The following is a 16196-nucleotide window of genomic DNA, read 5'->3' on the forward strand; positions in this document are numbered from 1 at the left end:
GCTGCGTCCATTACTGGACGAAGGCGCCGATCGTGAAGTACGGCGAGGCCGCGTTGGTCAGATCGAGGTAGCCGAACACGCCACCTGTGAAGATCATCTTTCCGGTCGGCGTGGTGCCCGTCGAGGCGCCCACTTGCGTCGTCGTCACCACACCCGGCACGGTCTGTGTGAAGTCCAGATTCAGCGCCGTCGCGAGCGATGCCTGCGATGCATTGAACGGATCGAGCAGCGTGGCCTGCGTGCCTTCGAGCGCGGTGGTGCGATAGTCGAACTGGCTATCCACGCCGATGTACTCACCGTTTTGCGAGTTCACCGCGATCGAGCTTTGCGGCGCCAGAATCGAGATGCCGGATTCATCGTCCGCATACGGGCCGAGTTCGCCATTCACCGGCGTTGTCACCGACGAGTTCGCCGCGCCGGTTCGCACCAGGATAGGCACCAACTGGTTGCGCAGCTTGCCGACGATCATGTAGCCGCGAGCCTTGGGCGTCGTGGCGAGCGTCGGTTTGGCCTGGCCCAGGAACTTGTCGGTTTCGAACGCGCCGCTGCCGTCGGACGACTGTACGAAGTTCGTGCCCGGCTGCTGGCACTTGCCCGCGTTGACGCCAGAGTTGTCGCACTCGGTCCATGTGCCGTCCGCGTTGATCGTGACCTTCGAATTGACCGCGACCGGCGCGAAGTTCTGCGACGGAACCTGGTGATAGCCGAGCTGGTTGTAGGTGCCGGCCACGTTCGCGACGTTCGTTTCAATCGACGAGAAACCGATGAACGGGTAGTACGGGAACTTGGTGTCGGGCACTGCGCCCACGCCGAGAATCCCGGCGAAAGAGATTTCCGCGCCCGGAATCGTGCCGCCGGCCACGCCTTCGCCGACAAAAATCCGCGCCGGACGATTCGGGTCCAGGCTCGCGCCGTTCAGGCGGAAGGCGCACTGATTGAGCTTGTTGGTCGGCAGCAGGGTTTCCTGGGTCAGCGTGCCGCTTGCGCTCTGGCCGGCGCGCGTCGGCGCGACGGTGCCGGTGGTCGCCGGGATTGGCGACTCGATGTAGCTGATTTGCCAGGTCATCTTGGTCGTGTCCATCTGCAGCTTGACCAGTTCGCCGTCACCGCCGCCACCCGTGAACACCGTGCCGTAGTCGAGCGACGAAGGGCACAAGCGAACTTCCGTCACCGGTCCATCGCCATTGCCGCCGCCACCACCGCACGCCCCCAGCAACGGTGCTGCAAGCGCGAGCACCGAAAGGATTCTCCATTTCATACCGCCTCCAGAATTTTCTCGTTGTGTGTGGCCGGCTCCCAGTCCAGCCACCTTTTGCTCTATTTATGTCTCGTACTGCGCATTGCCGGTCCTTCGTTCCTTATTTGCTGATCTGGGCTCCGATGCCGAAGTAGGGGGCGCTCGGCGTGTCTGAATTCGCCGACGTCGACGTGATGCCGCCGTTCTCCGTGCCCTGGATTGCGATGGCGTAGAGACCGCCGGATGCGATCGCAAAACCGGTCTTGCCGTTGGTGTCCTGGACGCCGACCAGACCTGGACTCGGCAGCCCGTAACCCAGACCGAAGCCGCTTTCCGCCGACGAGGTGCTCGGATTGATGAACGTGCCGACCGCGCCCTGGATCAACGTTGCGGTGTACTTGAAGTTCGAGTCCGCGCCGACGTAGCCGCCGTCAAAGCCACCGGATGCAAGCGGCGTGGCCGCGGCGAGCATCGCGATGCCGGATTCGTCGTCGACCTTTGCCGCCAGCAGATTGCTCGTGTCGACAAAACCGGTGCGCACCACCAGCGGTACCGTGGCGCCGTTGACCTGACCGAGAATCATGTGAGCGACTCCCGACTTGCCGCTTGCACCGAGAACCGGAAGCTTGAACTGCGCGACGATTTGCGGTGCCTTTTGACTATCGAAATACCCGTTGCTGTTCAGCGTCAACGGGTCGCCGGTGGTCAGGCAGCCACCGGCGTTTGGCGAGTAATTCGGATTAGCAGTGTTGCTGCTCGTACAGGTGCCGCTGGCGTCAAACGTTTCGACCGTGTTGGTCGCGACCGTCGCGTAGTTGCCCGACGGTGTCAGGTGATAAAGCAGGCCGTTGTAAGTGCCTGGCAGCTTGGTGATATCGGTCGTCGTGCTGGCGAAACCAAGAAACGGATAGAAGTCAAAATGCCGGTTCGGCACCGCGCCGACGTTTGAGCCAAGCAGGCCAAGGTTCAGGCCGCTGAACTGCACCGTCGCGCCCGGGATCCCGCCACCGGCCACGCCCTGGCCGACGAGGATCATCGGGGGATTCGGGTTGTTGACGAAGTCGGGTGTCGTATAAGGCTGACCATCGCCGACGCCGGTGCCGGTACCTGCACCGAGAATGAAGGCGCAGCGTATTTGTTCGGCGGTCGGCAGCGCGCCGGTCGGCGGGTGGATCACCGCGCCCGTGATCTGCGTACCCTTGCGCGTCGGCGTGACCTGACCTGTGCGCAACGGAATCGGCGACTCGAGCCACTTCAGCGTATACGTCATCGCAGTCGCGTCGATGTTCACCTGCACGATTTCGCCACTACCCGCACCACCGAGATACGTCGTTTTAACGATGTCGGCGGTAGCCGGACATAGCGCGGCCGCACCCGCGCCTGTAGCCGGCGGACCTTGCACGCCGCAGCTTGAGCCCGAGCATTGCGGTGCACTGATCGTGCCGGGATTGTCGGCCTTGCCGCCACCGCAAGCGATGAGGAATGGGGCCGTGGCAATGGCCATCGCCAGACCTCGAATAATGGCGTGCGACATGCTGCTGTCTCCCTTCATGTAATTGTGCGAACTAATTTCGCTGCGCGTTTAATGCCTGTCAATTGAATGAGCCGTCTAAAAAGACCGATTCAAACAGCGCAATTTTTGCCGGACGCGCACTGCATGGGGCCTGAGGGGGCTTTTAAACAAAAAAGGAATTTTGGCTTCGGCGGCGGCATCGTTGCGTCGCCGCACACCCTTGCCAGGTAAGCGTTACAGCAAAATGGCTCTATCATCTTCGAACGACCGTTCGAGAAAAAATCCGGAGTTTCCCTATGCGGAAAACTATGCTGCGCGGGTCAATTTGAGGGATGAATTACCGTCAGTTGATGAGCAGTCCGATTTTTCTTTTTAAAGTAATGCGGGCTACTACTGATTAACTGCGAAAGAGGGATTCTGAGGGCAGGTTTTTTTAAAACAAAAAAGCCGGTCTGCAAAGACCGGCTTTTCAGCGGATTGACAGCGGATGCCGTCTGTATCTCGAACTTGCTCAGCGTTTCAAGCCGGCTTCTTCGGCGGCGCCGATCGCGAGGTTCATGCACTGGATCGCTGCGCCCGAGGCGCCCTTGCCCAGGTTATCGAGGCGCGCGACGGTCACGAAGCGCTCTTCGTTGCCGAACACGAACAGGTCGACACGGTTGGTGTCGTTGTTCGCTTGTACGTCGAAGAAGCCGCTGTCGAGGTTCGCGTCCACATCGAACGGCGCGACGTGCACGAAGGCCTCGCCCGCGTAGTACTCGGCGAACAGCGCCTGCACGTCTTGCGGCGCGGCCTTCTTGGCCAACTGGTTCGGCGAGAAGAAGGTGGTGACCGCGAGACCCTTGTAGAAGTCGCCGACGATCGGCGTGAACACCGGCGCCGACTTCAGGCCCGTATGCGCCGCCATTTCCGGCAGATGCTTGTGCGTGAGACCGAGTGCGTACGGGCGCGGACTCTTGAGTTTGTCGTTGCCGCCGGCTTCGTAGTCGGCAATCATTTTCTTGCCGCCGCCGCTGTAACCGGTGATCGAGTAAGCGTGCGCGGCGAACTCCGGCGCCACGACGCCGGCTTCGACGAGCGGACGCATGGCCAGTACGAAGGCCGATGCATGGCAGCCCGGCACGGCGATGCGTTTCGCGGTGCGCAGACGCTCGCGTTGCGAGCGGGCCAGTTCAGGAAGGCCGTAGGCCCAGTCGGCCGACGTGCGGAAGGCCGTGCTGGCATCGATCAGCACGGTATGATCGTTTTCGACCAGCGATGCCGACTCGCGCGAGGCGACGTCCGGCAGACACAGGAACGTGACGTCCGATGCGTTGATGAGACGACGGCGCTCTTCGAGGTCCTTGCGCTTCGCTTCTTCGATACGCAGGATCTCCACATCGGCGCGTTGCGACAGGTATTCGAAAATCTTCAGGCCGGTCGTGCCTTCCTGTCCGTCGACAAAAACTTTCGTGCTCATCTCGATCTCACTGGCTTGCTGGAAACGGGGCGCGACACCGCGCCGGAACGCTATTTTAAGACCTGATAGCGGCGGACGTGCAAAACGGGGTGAAAAAACGACGATGCGTGCCGAAAGTGACGTCGGCGTGACCGTTATCGAACCCCCGCGTTCCACCGCGCCGTCACGTCGGCAACGCGCTTGCCGAACATCCGGGCAGTTTCCAGATCGCCCGCGGGCGGTGCTTCTTCCGGCGATGCATCCGCCGGGGACTGCGCCAGCAGGCCGGTAAAGCCGCCCACGTAGTTCAGGTCGTTGCGGGTCGCGGCCTTGGTGTTCGACGGCATCATGCCGGTGCCCACCCAGATCATGCTGTGTTGCATCGCCAGCGTGACGAAGTACTGGATCGTCGAGAACTTGTCGCCGTTCATGGTCGCCGAGTTGGTGAAGCCGGCCGCGATCTTGTCCTTCCACGTTTGGCCGAACCACGGTTTCGAACTCGCGTCGGCGAATTTCTTGAAGTCGGCGGACGGTCCGCCCATGTACGTCGGCGCGCCGAAGATGATGGCGTCCGCGGCCGCCAGTTCTGCCCAGGCAGCGTCGTCGATTTCGCCGACCGGCATGAGTTTCGCGGCCGCGCCGGCTTCGAGCGTGCCGGCCAGCACAGCCTCGGCGACTTTCTTCGTGTGGCCGTAGCCGCTGTGATAAACGATGACGATCTTCGACATGGCACTCTCCGGCAAGATGAAGGAACAGGGGTAAGCACGGCAACGGTGCGCGCATACAGCGACGCGACTTCGACAAGCATCGCCCACACGCCGCTCGATTGCACATTAGCGTGCGCGAATGACAGAATTTGACGGGCGCCGCTACCGTCCGTAGTTGACCACCATCCGCGCGCTGCCGAGCGTGGCGGTGCTGATCTCGTGATCGAACATGAGCGCCGGCCGTCCCTGCGCGAGGCGCAGGTCTGCGGTGCTGAGCGCATAAACGGTGATGACGTAGCGATGAGGTTTGCCGGGCGGCGGGCAGGGGCCACCGTAGCCGTCGATATCGAAGTCATTGCGCGCTTCGACCGCGCCGAGTTTCTTCAAGAAGCCCGACGAGCTGGCGTTTTCCGGCAAGCTGTCGACGGTAGCCGGAATGGCCGCAACTGCCCAGTGCCACCAGCCGCGGCCAGGCGCATCCGGATCGAACACCGTGACCGCGAAGCTGCGCGTGCCAGTCGGCGCATCGTGCCACGTCAATTGTGGCGAGCGATTGCCGCCTTTGCAGTCATCCTGATTGAAAACCTGAGCCGCATCTACGGTACCGCCCGCATGGAAGCTGGCGCTGGTCAGCGTGAACGCACCCTCGGCGAGTGCGTGAGGGCTATGTGCCGCGAATAGCGCGAGACCAAGCATCGCGCAGGTGAGGGACGGCATACGACGGAACAGCGAAGCAAGCGAAACAACCAGGCAACGCGAGCGCATGTGCCGGTTCTCCTGTCAGGGCGCGAGGCGGTTGTCCTCGTGAGGATTATTGTCCCTATTTTGTGCCCCAAGGTCGAATCAAGTCTAACATTCGCTTGGCGACAGATCATTGTTGCCGCCAGCGGGCTTGGTGGGCGCGAAATCGGCTATAGTCGGAGGAATTGTCCGCGCGAATACAGACCGCGTACCCGATCAGTTGAAGTACCAAGAATAGAAAGGCAAGTCAGAAGTTTTGGAGAGCGGTTTATCTGTCGAGGGGAGGGCAATGCAAGATCCAGTCAGGGTCGTGGTCGCTGACGACCATCCGGTGATACTGTTCGGCGCCGAACAGGCTTTGCTCAAATTTCCAGGTCTGCAGGTCGTGGCGCGCGCGACAGTCAACCGAACTGGTCAAGGTGCTGCAAACCATTGACTGCGACGTGCTGGTCACGGATCTGGCGATGCCAGGCGGCCAATACGGCGACGGTTTGCCGTTGATCGGCTATCTGCGCCGCAATTTCCCCGACCTTCCCATCGTCGTGCTGACGATGCTGGAAAACGCTGCGTTGCTCAAGCGGCTGAGCGAACTCGGCGTGACCTCGGTCGTCAACAAATCGGATGATCTGAGCCACATCGGGCTCGCGGTGCAGCACGTCAGCCGCAACCTGGAATACATGAGCCCGTCCGTCAAGGCGTCGCTCGATACGCTGCGCATGAATGCCGGCGGCAAGAACGAAGAAGTGATGCTGTCACGGCGCGAACTCGAAGTTGTGCGTCTGTTCGTGTCCGGCATGACGATCAAGGAGATCGCGGAGCAACTCAATCGCAGCATCAAGACGATCAGCACGCAGAAGAATACGGCGATGCGCAAGCTTGGGATCGATCGCGATTCCGAGTTGTTCCAGTACGCGCAGAGCAACGGCTTGCTGAATCTGTCGTCGCATTCGGTCGACGATACCGGTAGCGCTTCCTAGCCGCGGCCGTACTTTCGTCCGGCTGGGCGAGCTCAACGAAAAAAGGCCGCCTGTCGATGAGACAGGCGGCCTTTTTCACTCCACCCGCATTGAGCGGCTGTGCTTACTGCGGCGTTGCGTTGGCGCCGCCGTGTGCCGCCGACCATTCGGCCGGGGCGTGCAGGAATTTTTCCACTTCGTCGAGCGTCTTGGCGTCGAAGTAGTTGTTTGCCTTGGCGACGCGCAACACGTCCCACCACGTGGCGAGCGCGTGCAGATCGACGTCGATGTCTTTCAGCACCGACACGCTTTCCTTGAAGATGTTGTAGTGGAACAGCACGAAGCAGTGGTTCACCGTTGCGCCGGCGGTGCGCAGCGCATTGATGAAGTTGATCTTGCTGCGGCTGTCCGTGGTCAGATCTTCGACCAGCAATACACGTTGCCCTTCGGTCAGCAGACCTTCGATCTGCGCGTTACGGCCGAAACCCTTCGGCTTCTTGCGCACGTATTGCATCGGCACCATCAGGCGGTCGGAGAGCCACGCTGCGAACGGGATGCCGGCGGTTTCGCCACCGGCCACCGCGTCGATCTGTTCATAGCCGACGTCGCGCAGGATGGTGGCTTCGGCCATTTCCATCAGGCCGCGACGCACGCGCGGATATGAGATCAGCTTGCGGCAGTCGATATAAACCGGGCTCGCCCAGCCGGACGTGAAAATGTACGGTTTCTCCGCGTTGAAGTGCACTGCTTGCACTTCCAGCAGCATCTTGGCGGTGGTGTCGGAGATCGTCTGGCGATCGAAGCCTGTCATGGGCGGATCCTTGGGTATGAGCGAGGAGAAGCGGGCGCGGGGCCCGGTGGCGCAGCAAGCGGAGTATGCCGCGCCATGATGGGCGGAATACGTGGCCGGTCAGTGGAGTACAGCCCGGTTTTTGCTGCGCGCGTAGGCCGACATTTTACCCGAAATGGGCCCTCCCGAGGAGGCCGTCGTGCGTGCCGGCCGCGAATGGCGGTCATAACGGCCGCGCTGAGCAGGGCTTGCAAGGTTCGTTTGGGGCTGCATCGTTGCTGCTTCCCGGGGTGTTTTTTGGCCTGCTTTTTCGGTTGCTTGTGAGCGGCTTGGGGCGCCTTTACACTCACGCGAATTTCCTGGGCGGCCTTCTATGTGGGGCGCCCCCCATGTCCTACGGAATGCTTTCAATGACTGCCGCTTCTTCTGCCACTGAGACCCGCGAACCCGCCGAAAGCGGCCCTGCCAAAAGTGGCTACGCGGGACGCGCGCTGATCGCATCGGTGCTCGGTTACGCGATGGACGGCTTCGATCTGCTGATCCTCGGCTTCATGCTGCCGGTGATTGCCGCGGATCTGCATTTGAGCTCCGCGCAGGCAGGCTCGCTCGTTACGTGGACGCTGATTGGCGCTGTCGCAGGCGGTCTGATTTTCGGTGTGTTGAGCGACTATTTCGGCCGCGTGCGGATGCTGACGTGGACGATTTTGATCTTCGCCATCTTTACGGGCCTATGCGCGCTGGCGCAGGGTTATCCAGACCTGCTGGCCTATCGGACCGTTGCAGGCATTGGTCTCGGCGGCGAATTCGGCATCGGCATGACGCTGGTGGCTGAAGCGTGGCCGGCATCGCAGCGGGCGCGCGTGTCGTCCTATGTCGGGCTGGGATGGCAACTCGGAGTGCTGGCGGCCGCGTTGCTGACGCCGCTGCTGCTGCCGGTGATCGGCTGGCGCGGCATGTTCGCGCTTGGCTTGTTGCCTGCCGTGGTGTCGTTTTTCGTGCGGCGCAGCGTCGAGGAGCCAGCGCTGTTCACCGAGCGCGTCTCACGTGGAATGCGTAAGCTGCCGCTCAAATTGCTGGTAGCCGACGGACGCACCGCACGCGCCAGCATCGGTGTCGCGATTCTCTGTTCAGTACAGAACTTCGGCTATTACGGTCTGATGATCTGGCTTCCGAGCTATTTGTCGAAGACGTTCGGTTATTCGCTGACCAAATCCGGCGTGTGGACCGCCGCAACGGTTCTCGGCATGGCATGTGGCATCTGGCTGTTCGGCATGGCCGCCGACCGGTTCGGCCGCAAGCCGACGTTCCTGTTCTACCAGGTGGGCGCGGTGGTGATGGTATTCGTCTACGCCCATCTGACAACGCCGATGGCGCTGCTGATCGGTGGCGCGGCCATGGGCGTGTTCGTCAACGGGATGATCGGCGGCTATGGCGCATTGATCTCCGAGCTTTATCCCACCGATGCGCGCGCCACCGCGCAGAACGTGCTGTTCAATGTCGGCAGGGCGGTCGGCGGTTTCGGGCCGGTGGTCGTAGGCGCATTGGCCGCACGCTATTCGTTCGGCGCCGCGCTCGCTTTGCTCGCGTCGATCTATCTGCTCGACGTCTTCGCGACGCTCTTTCTGATTCCCGAACGACGCGGCGCTGAGCTCGAATGACGCGTGCACGGCCGTGAGCAAAACGGCCGCCGGATGCGGCGCTGCAGCATTGCTGGCGCTTGTTTCGCCGATGGCGAGCCGCGTTAACCAGTCAGTGCATCGACGCATTCGGGGTGTACACTAACCGACCCGCGTAGCACTCCGCACCGTCTTGCGCTCCGCCGAGGTTCGACGCCGCGCCCAACCGGCGCATGCGAAAACCGCCACCGTCGATTATCCATTCGATAGACGAGAAGCGACGCCAACGGAGCAGTGTGCCGGGCCCAATTACTTACGTCTCGCAGGCCATAAAATGGACGAACAACTTAAGCAAAGCGCTCTCGCATACCACCAGTTTCCGAAGCCCGGCAAGATTTCGGTCACGCCCACCAAGCCGCTCTCGAACCAGCTCGATCTGTCGCTCGCTTACTCGCCGGGTGTCGCCGCGGCCTGCATGGCGATCTATGAAGACCCGCTCGACGCGCAGAAGTACACCTCGCGCGGCAACCTCGTCGGCGTGATCACGAACGGCACGGCCGTGCTCGGTCTCGGCAACATCGGCCCGCTCGCCGCGAAGCCGGTGATGGAAGGCAAGGGTTGCCTGTTCAAAAAGTTCGCCGGCATCGACGTCTTCGACATCGAACTCTCCGAGTCTGACCCGGACAAGCTGGTTGAAGCGATTGCGATGCTCGAGCCGACCTTGGGCGGTATCAACCTTGAAGACATCAAGGCGCCTGAGTGCTTCTACATCGAAAAGAAGCTGCGCGAGCGCATGAAGATTCCCGTTTTCCACGACGATCAGCACGGCACTGCGATCATCGCTTCGGCGGCGATCCTGAACGGCCTGAAAGTGGTCGGCAAGAAACTCGACGAAGTGAAGCTGGTGTGTTCGGGCGCGGGCGCGGCTGCGATCGCGTGTCTGGATCTGTTGGTGAATCTGGGCCTGTCGAAAAAGAACGTGCTGGTCACGGACTCGAAGGGCGTGATCTACGAAGGCCGCGGCAATCTGGATCCGTCGAAGGAACGCTACGCGGCGAATACCGAAGCACGCACGCTGGCTGACGCGATCCGCGGCGCCGACGTGTTCCTCGGCTGCTCGAGCGCCGGCGTGCTGAAGCCGGAAATGGTCGCCGAAATGGGCACGCAGCCGCTGATTCTGGCGCTGGCGAATCCGGAACCGGAAATCCGTCCGGAAGAAGCGAAGAAGGTGCGCCCGGACTGCATCATCGCGACGGGCCGTTCGGACTACCCGAACCAGGTCAACAACGTGCTGTGCTTCCCGTTCATCTTCCGCGGCGCGCTGGATGTCGGCGCAACCACGATCACGGAAGAAATGAAGCTCGCGTGCGTGCGCGCGATTGCGGAACTGGCAGAAGAAGCCGACCAGGGCGATGAGGTCGCCAAGGCGTACGAAGGCCACTCGCTCGAATTCGGTCCGGAATACCTGATTCCGAAGCCGTTCGACCCCCGCCTGATCATCAAGATCGCGCCGGCTGTCGCACAGGCTGCGATGGACTCGGGCGTCGCGACCCGTCCGATCAAGGATATGGACGCGTACCGCGAAGAGCTCGGCACGACCGTGTACCGCACCGGTATGGTGATGCGTCCCGTGTTCGCCGCGGCGAAGTCAGAGGTGGCGCGTATCGTGTTCGCCGAGGGTGAAGACGAGCGCGTGCTGCGCGCCGCGCAATTCGTGCTGCTGGAAAAGATCGCCAAACCGATTCTGGTCGGTCGTCCATCGGTGATCGAGATGCGTCTGAAGAAGATGGGCTCGAAGCTGAAGTGCGGAGAAGACTTCGTGATCGTCGATCCGGAAGACGATCCGCGCTATCAGCAATGCTGGCAGGCATACCACGAACTCGGCGCGCGCGAAGGCGTGACGCCGGACGTCGCGAAGGCCGCGATGCGCAAGTTCAACACGCTGATCGGCGCAATCCTGGTGCGCCTCGGCGAAGCGGACGGCATGATCTGCGGGATGATCGGCCAGTACCACACGCATCTGAAGTTCATCGAGCAGGTGCTGGGCAAGGCGGATAACGTGCAGAACTTCGCTGCAATGAATCTGCTCATGCTGCCTGGCCGTAACCTGTTCATCTGCGACACGTACGTGAACGAAACGCCGACCGCCGAACAGCTCGCAGACATGACGATGCTGGCTTCGCGTGAAATCGAAAAATTCGGCATTACGCCGAAGGTTGCGTTGCTGTCGAATTCGAACTTCGGCAGCGCGCCGTCCGCGTCGTCGCAACGTATGGCCGCAGCTCGCAAGCTGATCGTTGAACGCGCGCCTTCGCTCCAGATCGACGGCGAAATGCACGGCGATGCGGCGTTGTCGGAAGTGGTCCGCAAGGCCGCGTTCCCAGGCACGACGCTGACTGGCGAAGCGAACCTGCTGATCATGCCGAACGTCGAAGCGGCGAACATCGCGTACAACCTGCTGAAGATGGTCGGCGGCGAAGGCGTGACGGTGGGTCCGTTCCTGCTGGGCGCGGAAAAACCAGTGCACATCCTGACGCCGGCTGCGACCGTGCGCCGGATCATCAACATGACGGCGGTGGCTTCGGCCAACGCACGCAAGCGGGTGAGCGCGCAGTAATGCGAATAGGTTGATGCTTGAAGCGGCGCCGCATTGCGGCGTTCGCTTGAAAGCCAAGAGAACGCCGCGGAAGTTGATTCCGTGGCGTTTTTCTATTTGCGCGCTCTTATTCTGGTGACCGTTGGTCTGAGGAAATCTTAGGGAGCTAGGCGAGCTTTAAGAATGCTCCTATTCGATTCGCTGTGACACTTTTGTAAAGTTACTTCTGAGGCGCAGCACAACGCGATGGCAACGGAACAGTTGGCTGGTCAATCCTTGCATCGAGTCAGGCGCTGCGCTTCCTCTGGTGTTGAGAAGTTCGTAGTGGCAGTAGTAGTTCTGATGGTGAAGACAGCAGTACCAATGGGTTGCAGTACTGGTAGTAAGTGTGTGGTTGTAGTTGGTGGTTGAAGTAGCAGTTGAAGTTGGAAGTTGGAAGTTGGAAGTTGGAAGTTGGAAGTTGGAAGTTGGAAGTTGGAAGTTGAAGTAGCAGTTGGTGGTTGAAGTAGTAGTCGGTGGTCGAAGTAGCAGTAGCAGTAGCAGTAGCAGTAGCAGTAGCAGTAGCAGTAGCAGTAGCAGTAGCAGTAGCAGTTGAAGTTGAAGTTGAAGTTGAAGTTGGAAGTTGAAGTAGCAGTCGGTAGTTGAAGTAGTAGTGTGTAGTTGTAGTTGCTGTTTGGTAGTTGTTTGTTTTTGGTTGGTTGTTGTGTTGTTGGAAGGAGCAGTACCGCTTGTTCTTGTACACACGCATCACGTGTCGAAACAGGCATAAAAAAAGGCGACTGTCCGCGAGGACAGCCGCCTTTTCCATTTCAGGCCGACGCCAGCCGGTCAAGCCGGCAAGATCATGCCGCGTGCTGCGTCTTTCCCGCTTCCGGCGAGCGCCAGCGCGTCAGCAAGTCGTTCCACTTGACCCGCACGCCCTTCAGATTATTTTCCTTCACGTGCCCGTAGCCGCGGATGCCGTCCGGCAGATTCGCCAGTTCGACCGCCAGTTCACGCTTCTGCGCGGTCAGGCCGCCGATCAGCTCGCGCACCAGCGCTTCGTATTCGACGATCAGCGCACGCTCCGTGCGACGCTCCTCCGTCTTGCCGAACACGTCGAGCGCTGTTCCGCGCAGGAACTTGAGTTTTGCGAGCACGTGCATGGCGCTGAACACCCAGGGTCCGTATTTCTTCTTCACCAGATGACCTTGTGCGTCTTTCTTCGAGAACGTCGGCGGCGCGAGGTGAATGTGCAGCTTCCAGTCGCCTTCGAAATTCGCCTTCAGTTTTTCGATGAATGCGGGGTCGCTGTAGAGTCGTGCGACTTCGTACTCGTCCTTGTACGCCATCAGCTTGTGCAGGTTCTTCGCGACCGCTTCGGTCAACGGCAACTGACCGTCAATCGAATCGAGCGTCGATTCCGCCACACGAACTTGCGACACAAGGGTGCGATAACGCTCGGCGTACGCGTCGTTTTGCCATGCTGCAAGGTAGTCGGCGCGCTTGTCGATCAGCGTGTCGAGCGCCTTCGGCGTGTGCAGCGAGATGATCTTGCTGCTCGCCGTTTCCGCTGCGGCACCGCGTCCTTGCGACTGGGTGAGCGTGCGCACCGCCGCCAGATCGTGCGCAGCACGGCGGCCCCATTCGAATGCCGCACGGTTCTTCTCGATCTGGACGTTGTTCAGCTCGATCGCACGCATCAGCGACTGATAGGTCAGCGGCACCCAGCCGCGTTGCCACGCGTAGCCGAGCACGAACGGATTCGTGTAGATCGCGTCACCAAGCAGCGCGACGGCGAAGTGATTCGCGTCGACCATATCGACACCGTCGTCGCCCGCACCGGCACGCACGTCAGCTTCGGTGCTGCTGCCCGGGAAGCGCCAGTTCGGGTTCTTGATGAGCTCGGCGGTCGGCGTGTGCGCGCTATTGAGCACTACGCGTGTGCGGCCCACCTGCATCCGCGAGACGCATTCGTCGCTGGCGGTGACGATCGCGTCGCAGCCGATCACGAGACTTGCTTCGCCCATAGCGATGCGGGTCGCGTGAATGTCGGCCGGGTTCTGTGCGATCTGCACGTGGCTCATCACGGCGCCGCCCTTTTGCGCGAGGCCGGTGACGTCGAGTACCGTGACGCCCTTGTTTTCCAGGTGCGCGGCCATCCCGAGCAATGCGCCGATCGTGACGACGCCCGTGCCGCCGACGCCCGTCACCAGCACCCCATAAGGGCGCGCGATCGACGGTAGTTCGGGTTCCGGCACGGGCGGCATCGCGTCACCGACGATGCCCGAAGCCGCTTTCGGCTTGCGCAACTGCCCCCCTTCGACGGATACGAAGCTCGGGCAGAACCCGTTCACGCACGAGAAATCCTTATTGCAGGTCGACTGATTGATCTGTCGTTTGGTGCCGTACTCGGTATCGAGCGGCTCCACGGAGAGGCAATTCGACTTCACCGAGCAATCGCCGCAGCCTTCGCACACCGCTTCGTTGATCACGACACGACGCGCCGGATCCGGATACGTACCGCGTTTCCTGCGGCGGCGCTTCTCGGTCGCGCAGGTCTGGTCATAGATCAGGATCGTGGTGCCGGGAATCTCGCGAAGCTGACGCTGAACTTCGTCGAGCTTGTCGCGATGATGAATGTCGATGCCGGGTGCGAGGCCGACGTTCGCGGAGTACTTCTCCGGTTCGTCCGTGACGATCACGATTTTCGTCGCGCCTTCGGCGGCGAGTTGATGCGTGATCTGCGGCACGGTCAGCACGCCGTCGACCGGTTGGCCGCCCGTCATCGCAACCGCGTCGTTATAGAGCAGCTTGTAGGTGATGTTCGCCTTCGACGCGATTGCCGCGCGAATCGCGAGCAGGCCCGAGTGAAAGTAGGTGCCGTCGCCAAGGTTGGCGAACACGTGCTTGTCGTTGGTGAACGGCGCCTGGCCGATCCACGCGACGCCTTCGCCGCCCATCTGGCTGAAGGTGCTGGTGCTGCGGTCCATCCACACGGTCATGTAGTGGCAGCCAATGCCGGCCATCGCGCGCGAGCCTTCCGGCACGTTCGTCGACGTGTTGTGCGGACAACCCGAGCAGAACCACGGCTTGCGCTCGGCTTCGACGCGCGGACGCGCCAAGGTTTTTTCCTTCGCTTCGATTACCGCGATGCGCATCGCAATGCGCGCACGCACGTCGGACGGCAGGTCGAACTTGTCGAGCCGCGTGGCGATCGCCTTGGCGATGATCGCCGGCGAAAGTTCGTAGTGGGCCGGCAGCAGCCAGTTGCCCATCGGCACCGACCATTCGCCACCCGCGCCGTCCTTTTCGTCGAACTTGCCGAACACACGCGGACGCTGCGCATCGGGCCAGTTGTACAGTTCTTCCTTGATCGCATATTCGAGGATCTGGCGTTTTTCTTCAATCACCAGAATTTCCTCGAGACCGCGCGCGAACGCGTGCGCACCTTGCGCCTCAAGCGGCCATACACAGCCAACCTTATACAGACGGATGCCGATGCGCGAGCAGGTTTCGTCGTCGAGGCCGAGATCGGTCAGCGCCTGACGCACGTCGAGGTACGCCTTGCCGGCGGTCATGATGCCGAAACGGGCATGTGGCGAATCGATTTCGACGCGGTCCAGTTTGTTCGCGCGCACATAGGCGAGCGCCGCATACCACTTGTAGTCGAGTAGACGCGCTTCCTGCACTAGTGGCGGATCCGGCCAGCGAATGTTCAGGCCGCCTTCGGGCATCGCGAAGTCGTCCGGCAGAATGATTTTCGTGCGGTGCGGATCGATATCGACCGAAGCCGACGATTCGACCACGTCGGTCACGCACTTCATCGCCACCCACAGGCCGGAGTAGCGGCTCATCGCCCAGCCGTGCAGGCCGAAGTCCAGATATTCCTGCACGTTCGATGGAAACAGCACCGGCAGGCCACACGCCTTGAAGATGTGTTCCGACTGGTGCGCGAGTGTCGAGGATTTGGCGGCGTGATCGTCGCCGGCGAGCACGAGAACGCCGCCGTGTTGCGCCGAGCCTGCCGAATTGCCGTGCTTGAAGACGTCGCCGGAGCGGTCGACGCCCGGGCCTTTGCCGTACCACATCGAGAAGACGCCATCGTATTTGGCGCTCGGGTACAGATTGACCTGCTGTGAACCCCACACGGCGGTCGCCGCGAGGTCTTCGTTGACGCCGGGCTGGAACACGACGCGATGCGCGGCGAGATGCTGTTTCGCCTTCCACAAGGATTGGTCGAGTCCGCCGAGCGGCGATCCACGGTAACCGGAGATAAAACCGGCGGTATTGAGCCCGGCGGCCTGGTCGCGTTCCTGTTGCAGCATCGGCAGACGCACTAGCGCCTGGATGCCGCTCATGTACGCGCGGCCGCGCTCGAGGGTGTATTTGTCGTCGAGCGTGACGGAAGATAGCGCGGCTTCGAGCGAGGCTCGCTGACCTGCGTCTAGCGGGGCATTCATTATGTGTACTCCTCCACCGAGTTTGGGATCACCAAAACTTTTTTGGACCGCCGCATCTTGTGGATGCGTAAGGCCGGGGTCGCCATATTGACGTGTTTTAAGCGATGGTAGCACTGGTGAAAACCCGCCGCAGCGCGGCGAAAATGCGGCAATGCAGCGT

At 61.3% G+C, this 16196-nt stretch carries 9 protein-coding genes and 1 pseudogene; 3 read left to right on the top strand and 7 right to left on the bottom strand.

Annotated elements, in window-relative coordinates; all coding sequences use genetic code 11:
• Window positions 1-10: 10 nt before the first annotated feature.
• From GNZ13_RS42455 to GNZ13_RS42475, 5 genes are all read right to left on the bottom strand, one after another.
• The gene (locus GNZ13_RS42455) at window positions 11-1258 is read right to left on the bottom strand and encodes a DUF2957 domain-containing protein (RefSeq protein ID WP_172176278.1); all 1248 of its coding nucleotides are present in this window, start codon (window positions 1256-1258) and stop codon (window positions 11-13) included.
• 100 nt (window positions 1259-1358) lie between these two features.
• Entirely contained in the window at window positions 1359-2771 is a 1413-nt protein-coding gene (locus GNZ13_RS42460; protein WP_172176280.1) for a DUF2957 domain-containing protein, read from the bottom strand.
• A 490-nt stretch (window positions 2772-3261) separates the two neighbouring features.
• Entirely contained in the window at window positions 3262-4209 is a 948-nt protein-coding gene (gene argC / locus GNZ13_RS42465) for an N-acetyl-gamma-glutamyl-phosphate reductase (RefSeq protein ID WP_172176282.1), read from the bottom strand.
• 134 nt (window positions 4210-4343) lie between these two features.
• Entirely contained in the window at window positions 4344-4916 is a 573-nt protein-coding gene (locus GNZ13_RS42470; protein ID WP_172176284.1) for a flavodoxin family protein, read from the bottom strand.
• A gap of 141 nt (window positions 4917-5057) precedes the next feature.
• Window positions 5058-5660 (bottom strand): YbhB/YbcL family Raf kinase inhibitor-like protein, encoded by a 603-nt coding sequence (locus GNZ13_RS42475; RefSeq protein WP_172176286.1) that lies wholly within the window; start codon window positions 5658-5660, stop codon window positions 5058-5060.
• Between the two features lie 265 nt (window positions 5661-5925).
• Here GNZ13_RS42475 and GNZ13_RS42480 point away from each other — a divergent pair.
• Window positions 5926-6613 (top strand): annotated as a pseudogene (locus GNZ13_RS42480) (response regulator).
• Between the two features lie 103 nt (window positions 6614-6716).
• Here GNZ13_RS42480 and GNZ13_RS42485 read toward each other — a convergent pair.
• Complete coding sequence (locus GNZ13_RS42485; RefSeq protein WP_154566346.1) at window positions 6717-7403, bottom strand: orotate phosphoribosyltransferase; 687 nt, start codon at window positions 7401-7403, stop codon at window positions 6717-6719.
• Window positions 7404-7792: 389 nt separating this feature from the next.
• Between GNZ13_RS42485 and GNZ13_RS42490 the strand changes: the two genes are divergently transcribed.
• Window positions 7793-9040 carry an MFS transporter gene (locus GNZ13_RS42490; protein WP_172176288.1) on the top strand — a complete coding sequence of 416 codons (1248 nt, stop codon included), beginning with the start codon at window positions 7793-7795 and terminating at the stop codon, window positions 9038-9040.
• A 292-nt stretch (window positions 9041-9332) separates the two neighbouring features.
• The gene (locus GNZ13_RS42495; protein ID WP_172176290.1) at window positions 9333-11615 is read left to right on the top strand and encodes an NADP-dependent malic enzyme; all 2283 of its coding nucleotides are present in this window, start codon (window positions 9333-9335) and stop codon (window positions 11613-11615) included.
• A gap of 821 nt (window positions 11616-12436) precedes the next feature.
• Here GNZ13_RS42495 and GNZ13_RS42500 read toward each other — a convergent pair.
• Entirely contained in the window at window positions 12437-16036 is a 3600-nt protein-coding gene (locus GNZ13_RS42500) for an indolepyruvate ferredoxin oxidoreductase family protein (RefSeq protein ID WP_172176292.1), read from the bottom strand.
• Between the last annotated feature and the right edge of the window lie 160 nt (window positions 16037-16196).

The sequence above is a fragment of the Paraburkholderia elongata genome, assembly GCF_013177735.1.
GTDB classification, from domain to species: Bacteria; Pseudomonadota; Gammaproteobacteria; order Burkholderiales; family Burkholderiaceae; genus Paraburkholderia; species Paraburkholderia elongata.

What these genes read in the sequence shown, in the direction of transcription:
- GNZ13_RS42455 (WP_172176278.1), bottom strand. Translation starts at nt 1,258, where the DNA reads ATGAAATGGAGAATCCTTTCGGTGCTCGCGCTTGCAGCACCGTTGCTG.
- GNZ13_RS42485 (WP_154566346.1), bottom strand. Translation starts at nt 7,403, where the DNA reads ATGACAGGCTTCGATCGCCAGACGATCTCCGACACCACCGCCAAGATG.
- GNZ13_RS42495 (WP_172176290.1), top strand. Translation starts at nt 9,333, where the DNA reads ATGGACGAACAACTTAAGCAAAGCGCTCTCGCATACCACCAGTTTCCG.
- GNZ13_RS42470 (WP_172176284.1), bottom strand. Translation starts at nt 4,916, where the DNA reads ATGTCGAAGATCGTCATCGTTTATCACAGCGGCTACGGCCACACGAAG.
- GNZ13_RS42500 (WP_172176292.1), bottom strand. Translation starts at nt 16,036, where the DNA reads ATGAATGCCCCGCTAGACGCAGGTCAGCGAGCCTCGCTCGAAGCCGCG.
- GNZ13_RS42490 (WP_172176288.1), top strand. Translation starts at nt 7,793, where the DNA reads ATGACTGCCGCTTCTTCTGCCACTGAGACCCGCGAACCCGCCGAAAGC.
- GNZ13_RS42475 (WP_172176286.1), bottom strand. Translation starts at nt 5,660, where the DNA reads ATGCGCTCGCGTTGCCTGGTTGTTTCGCTTGCTTCGCTGTTCCGTCGT.
- GNZ13_RS42460 (WP_172176280.1), bottom strand. Translation starts at nt 2,771, where the DNA reads ATGTCGCACGCCATTATTCGAGGTCTGGCGATGGCCATTGCCACGGCC.
- argC (WP_172176282.1), bottom strand. Translation starts at nt 4,209, where the DNA reads ATGAGCACGAAAGTTTTTGTCGACGGACAGGAAGGCACGACCGGCCTG.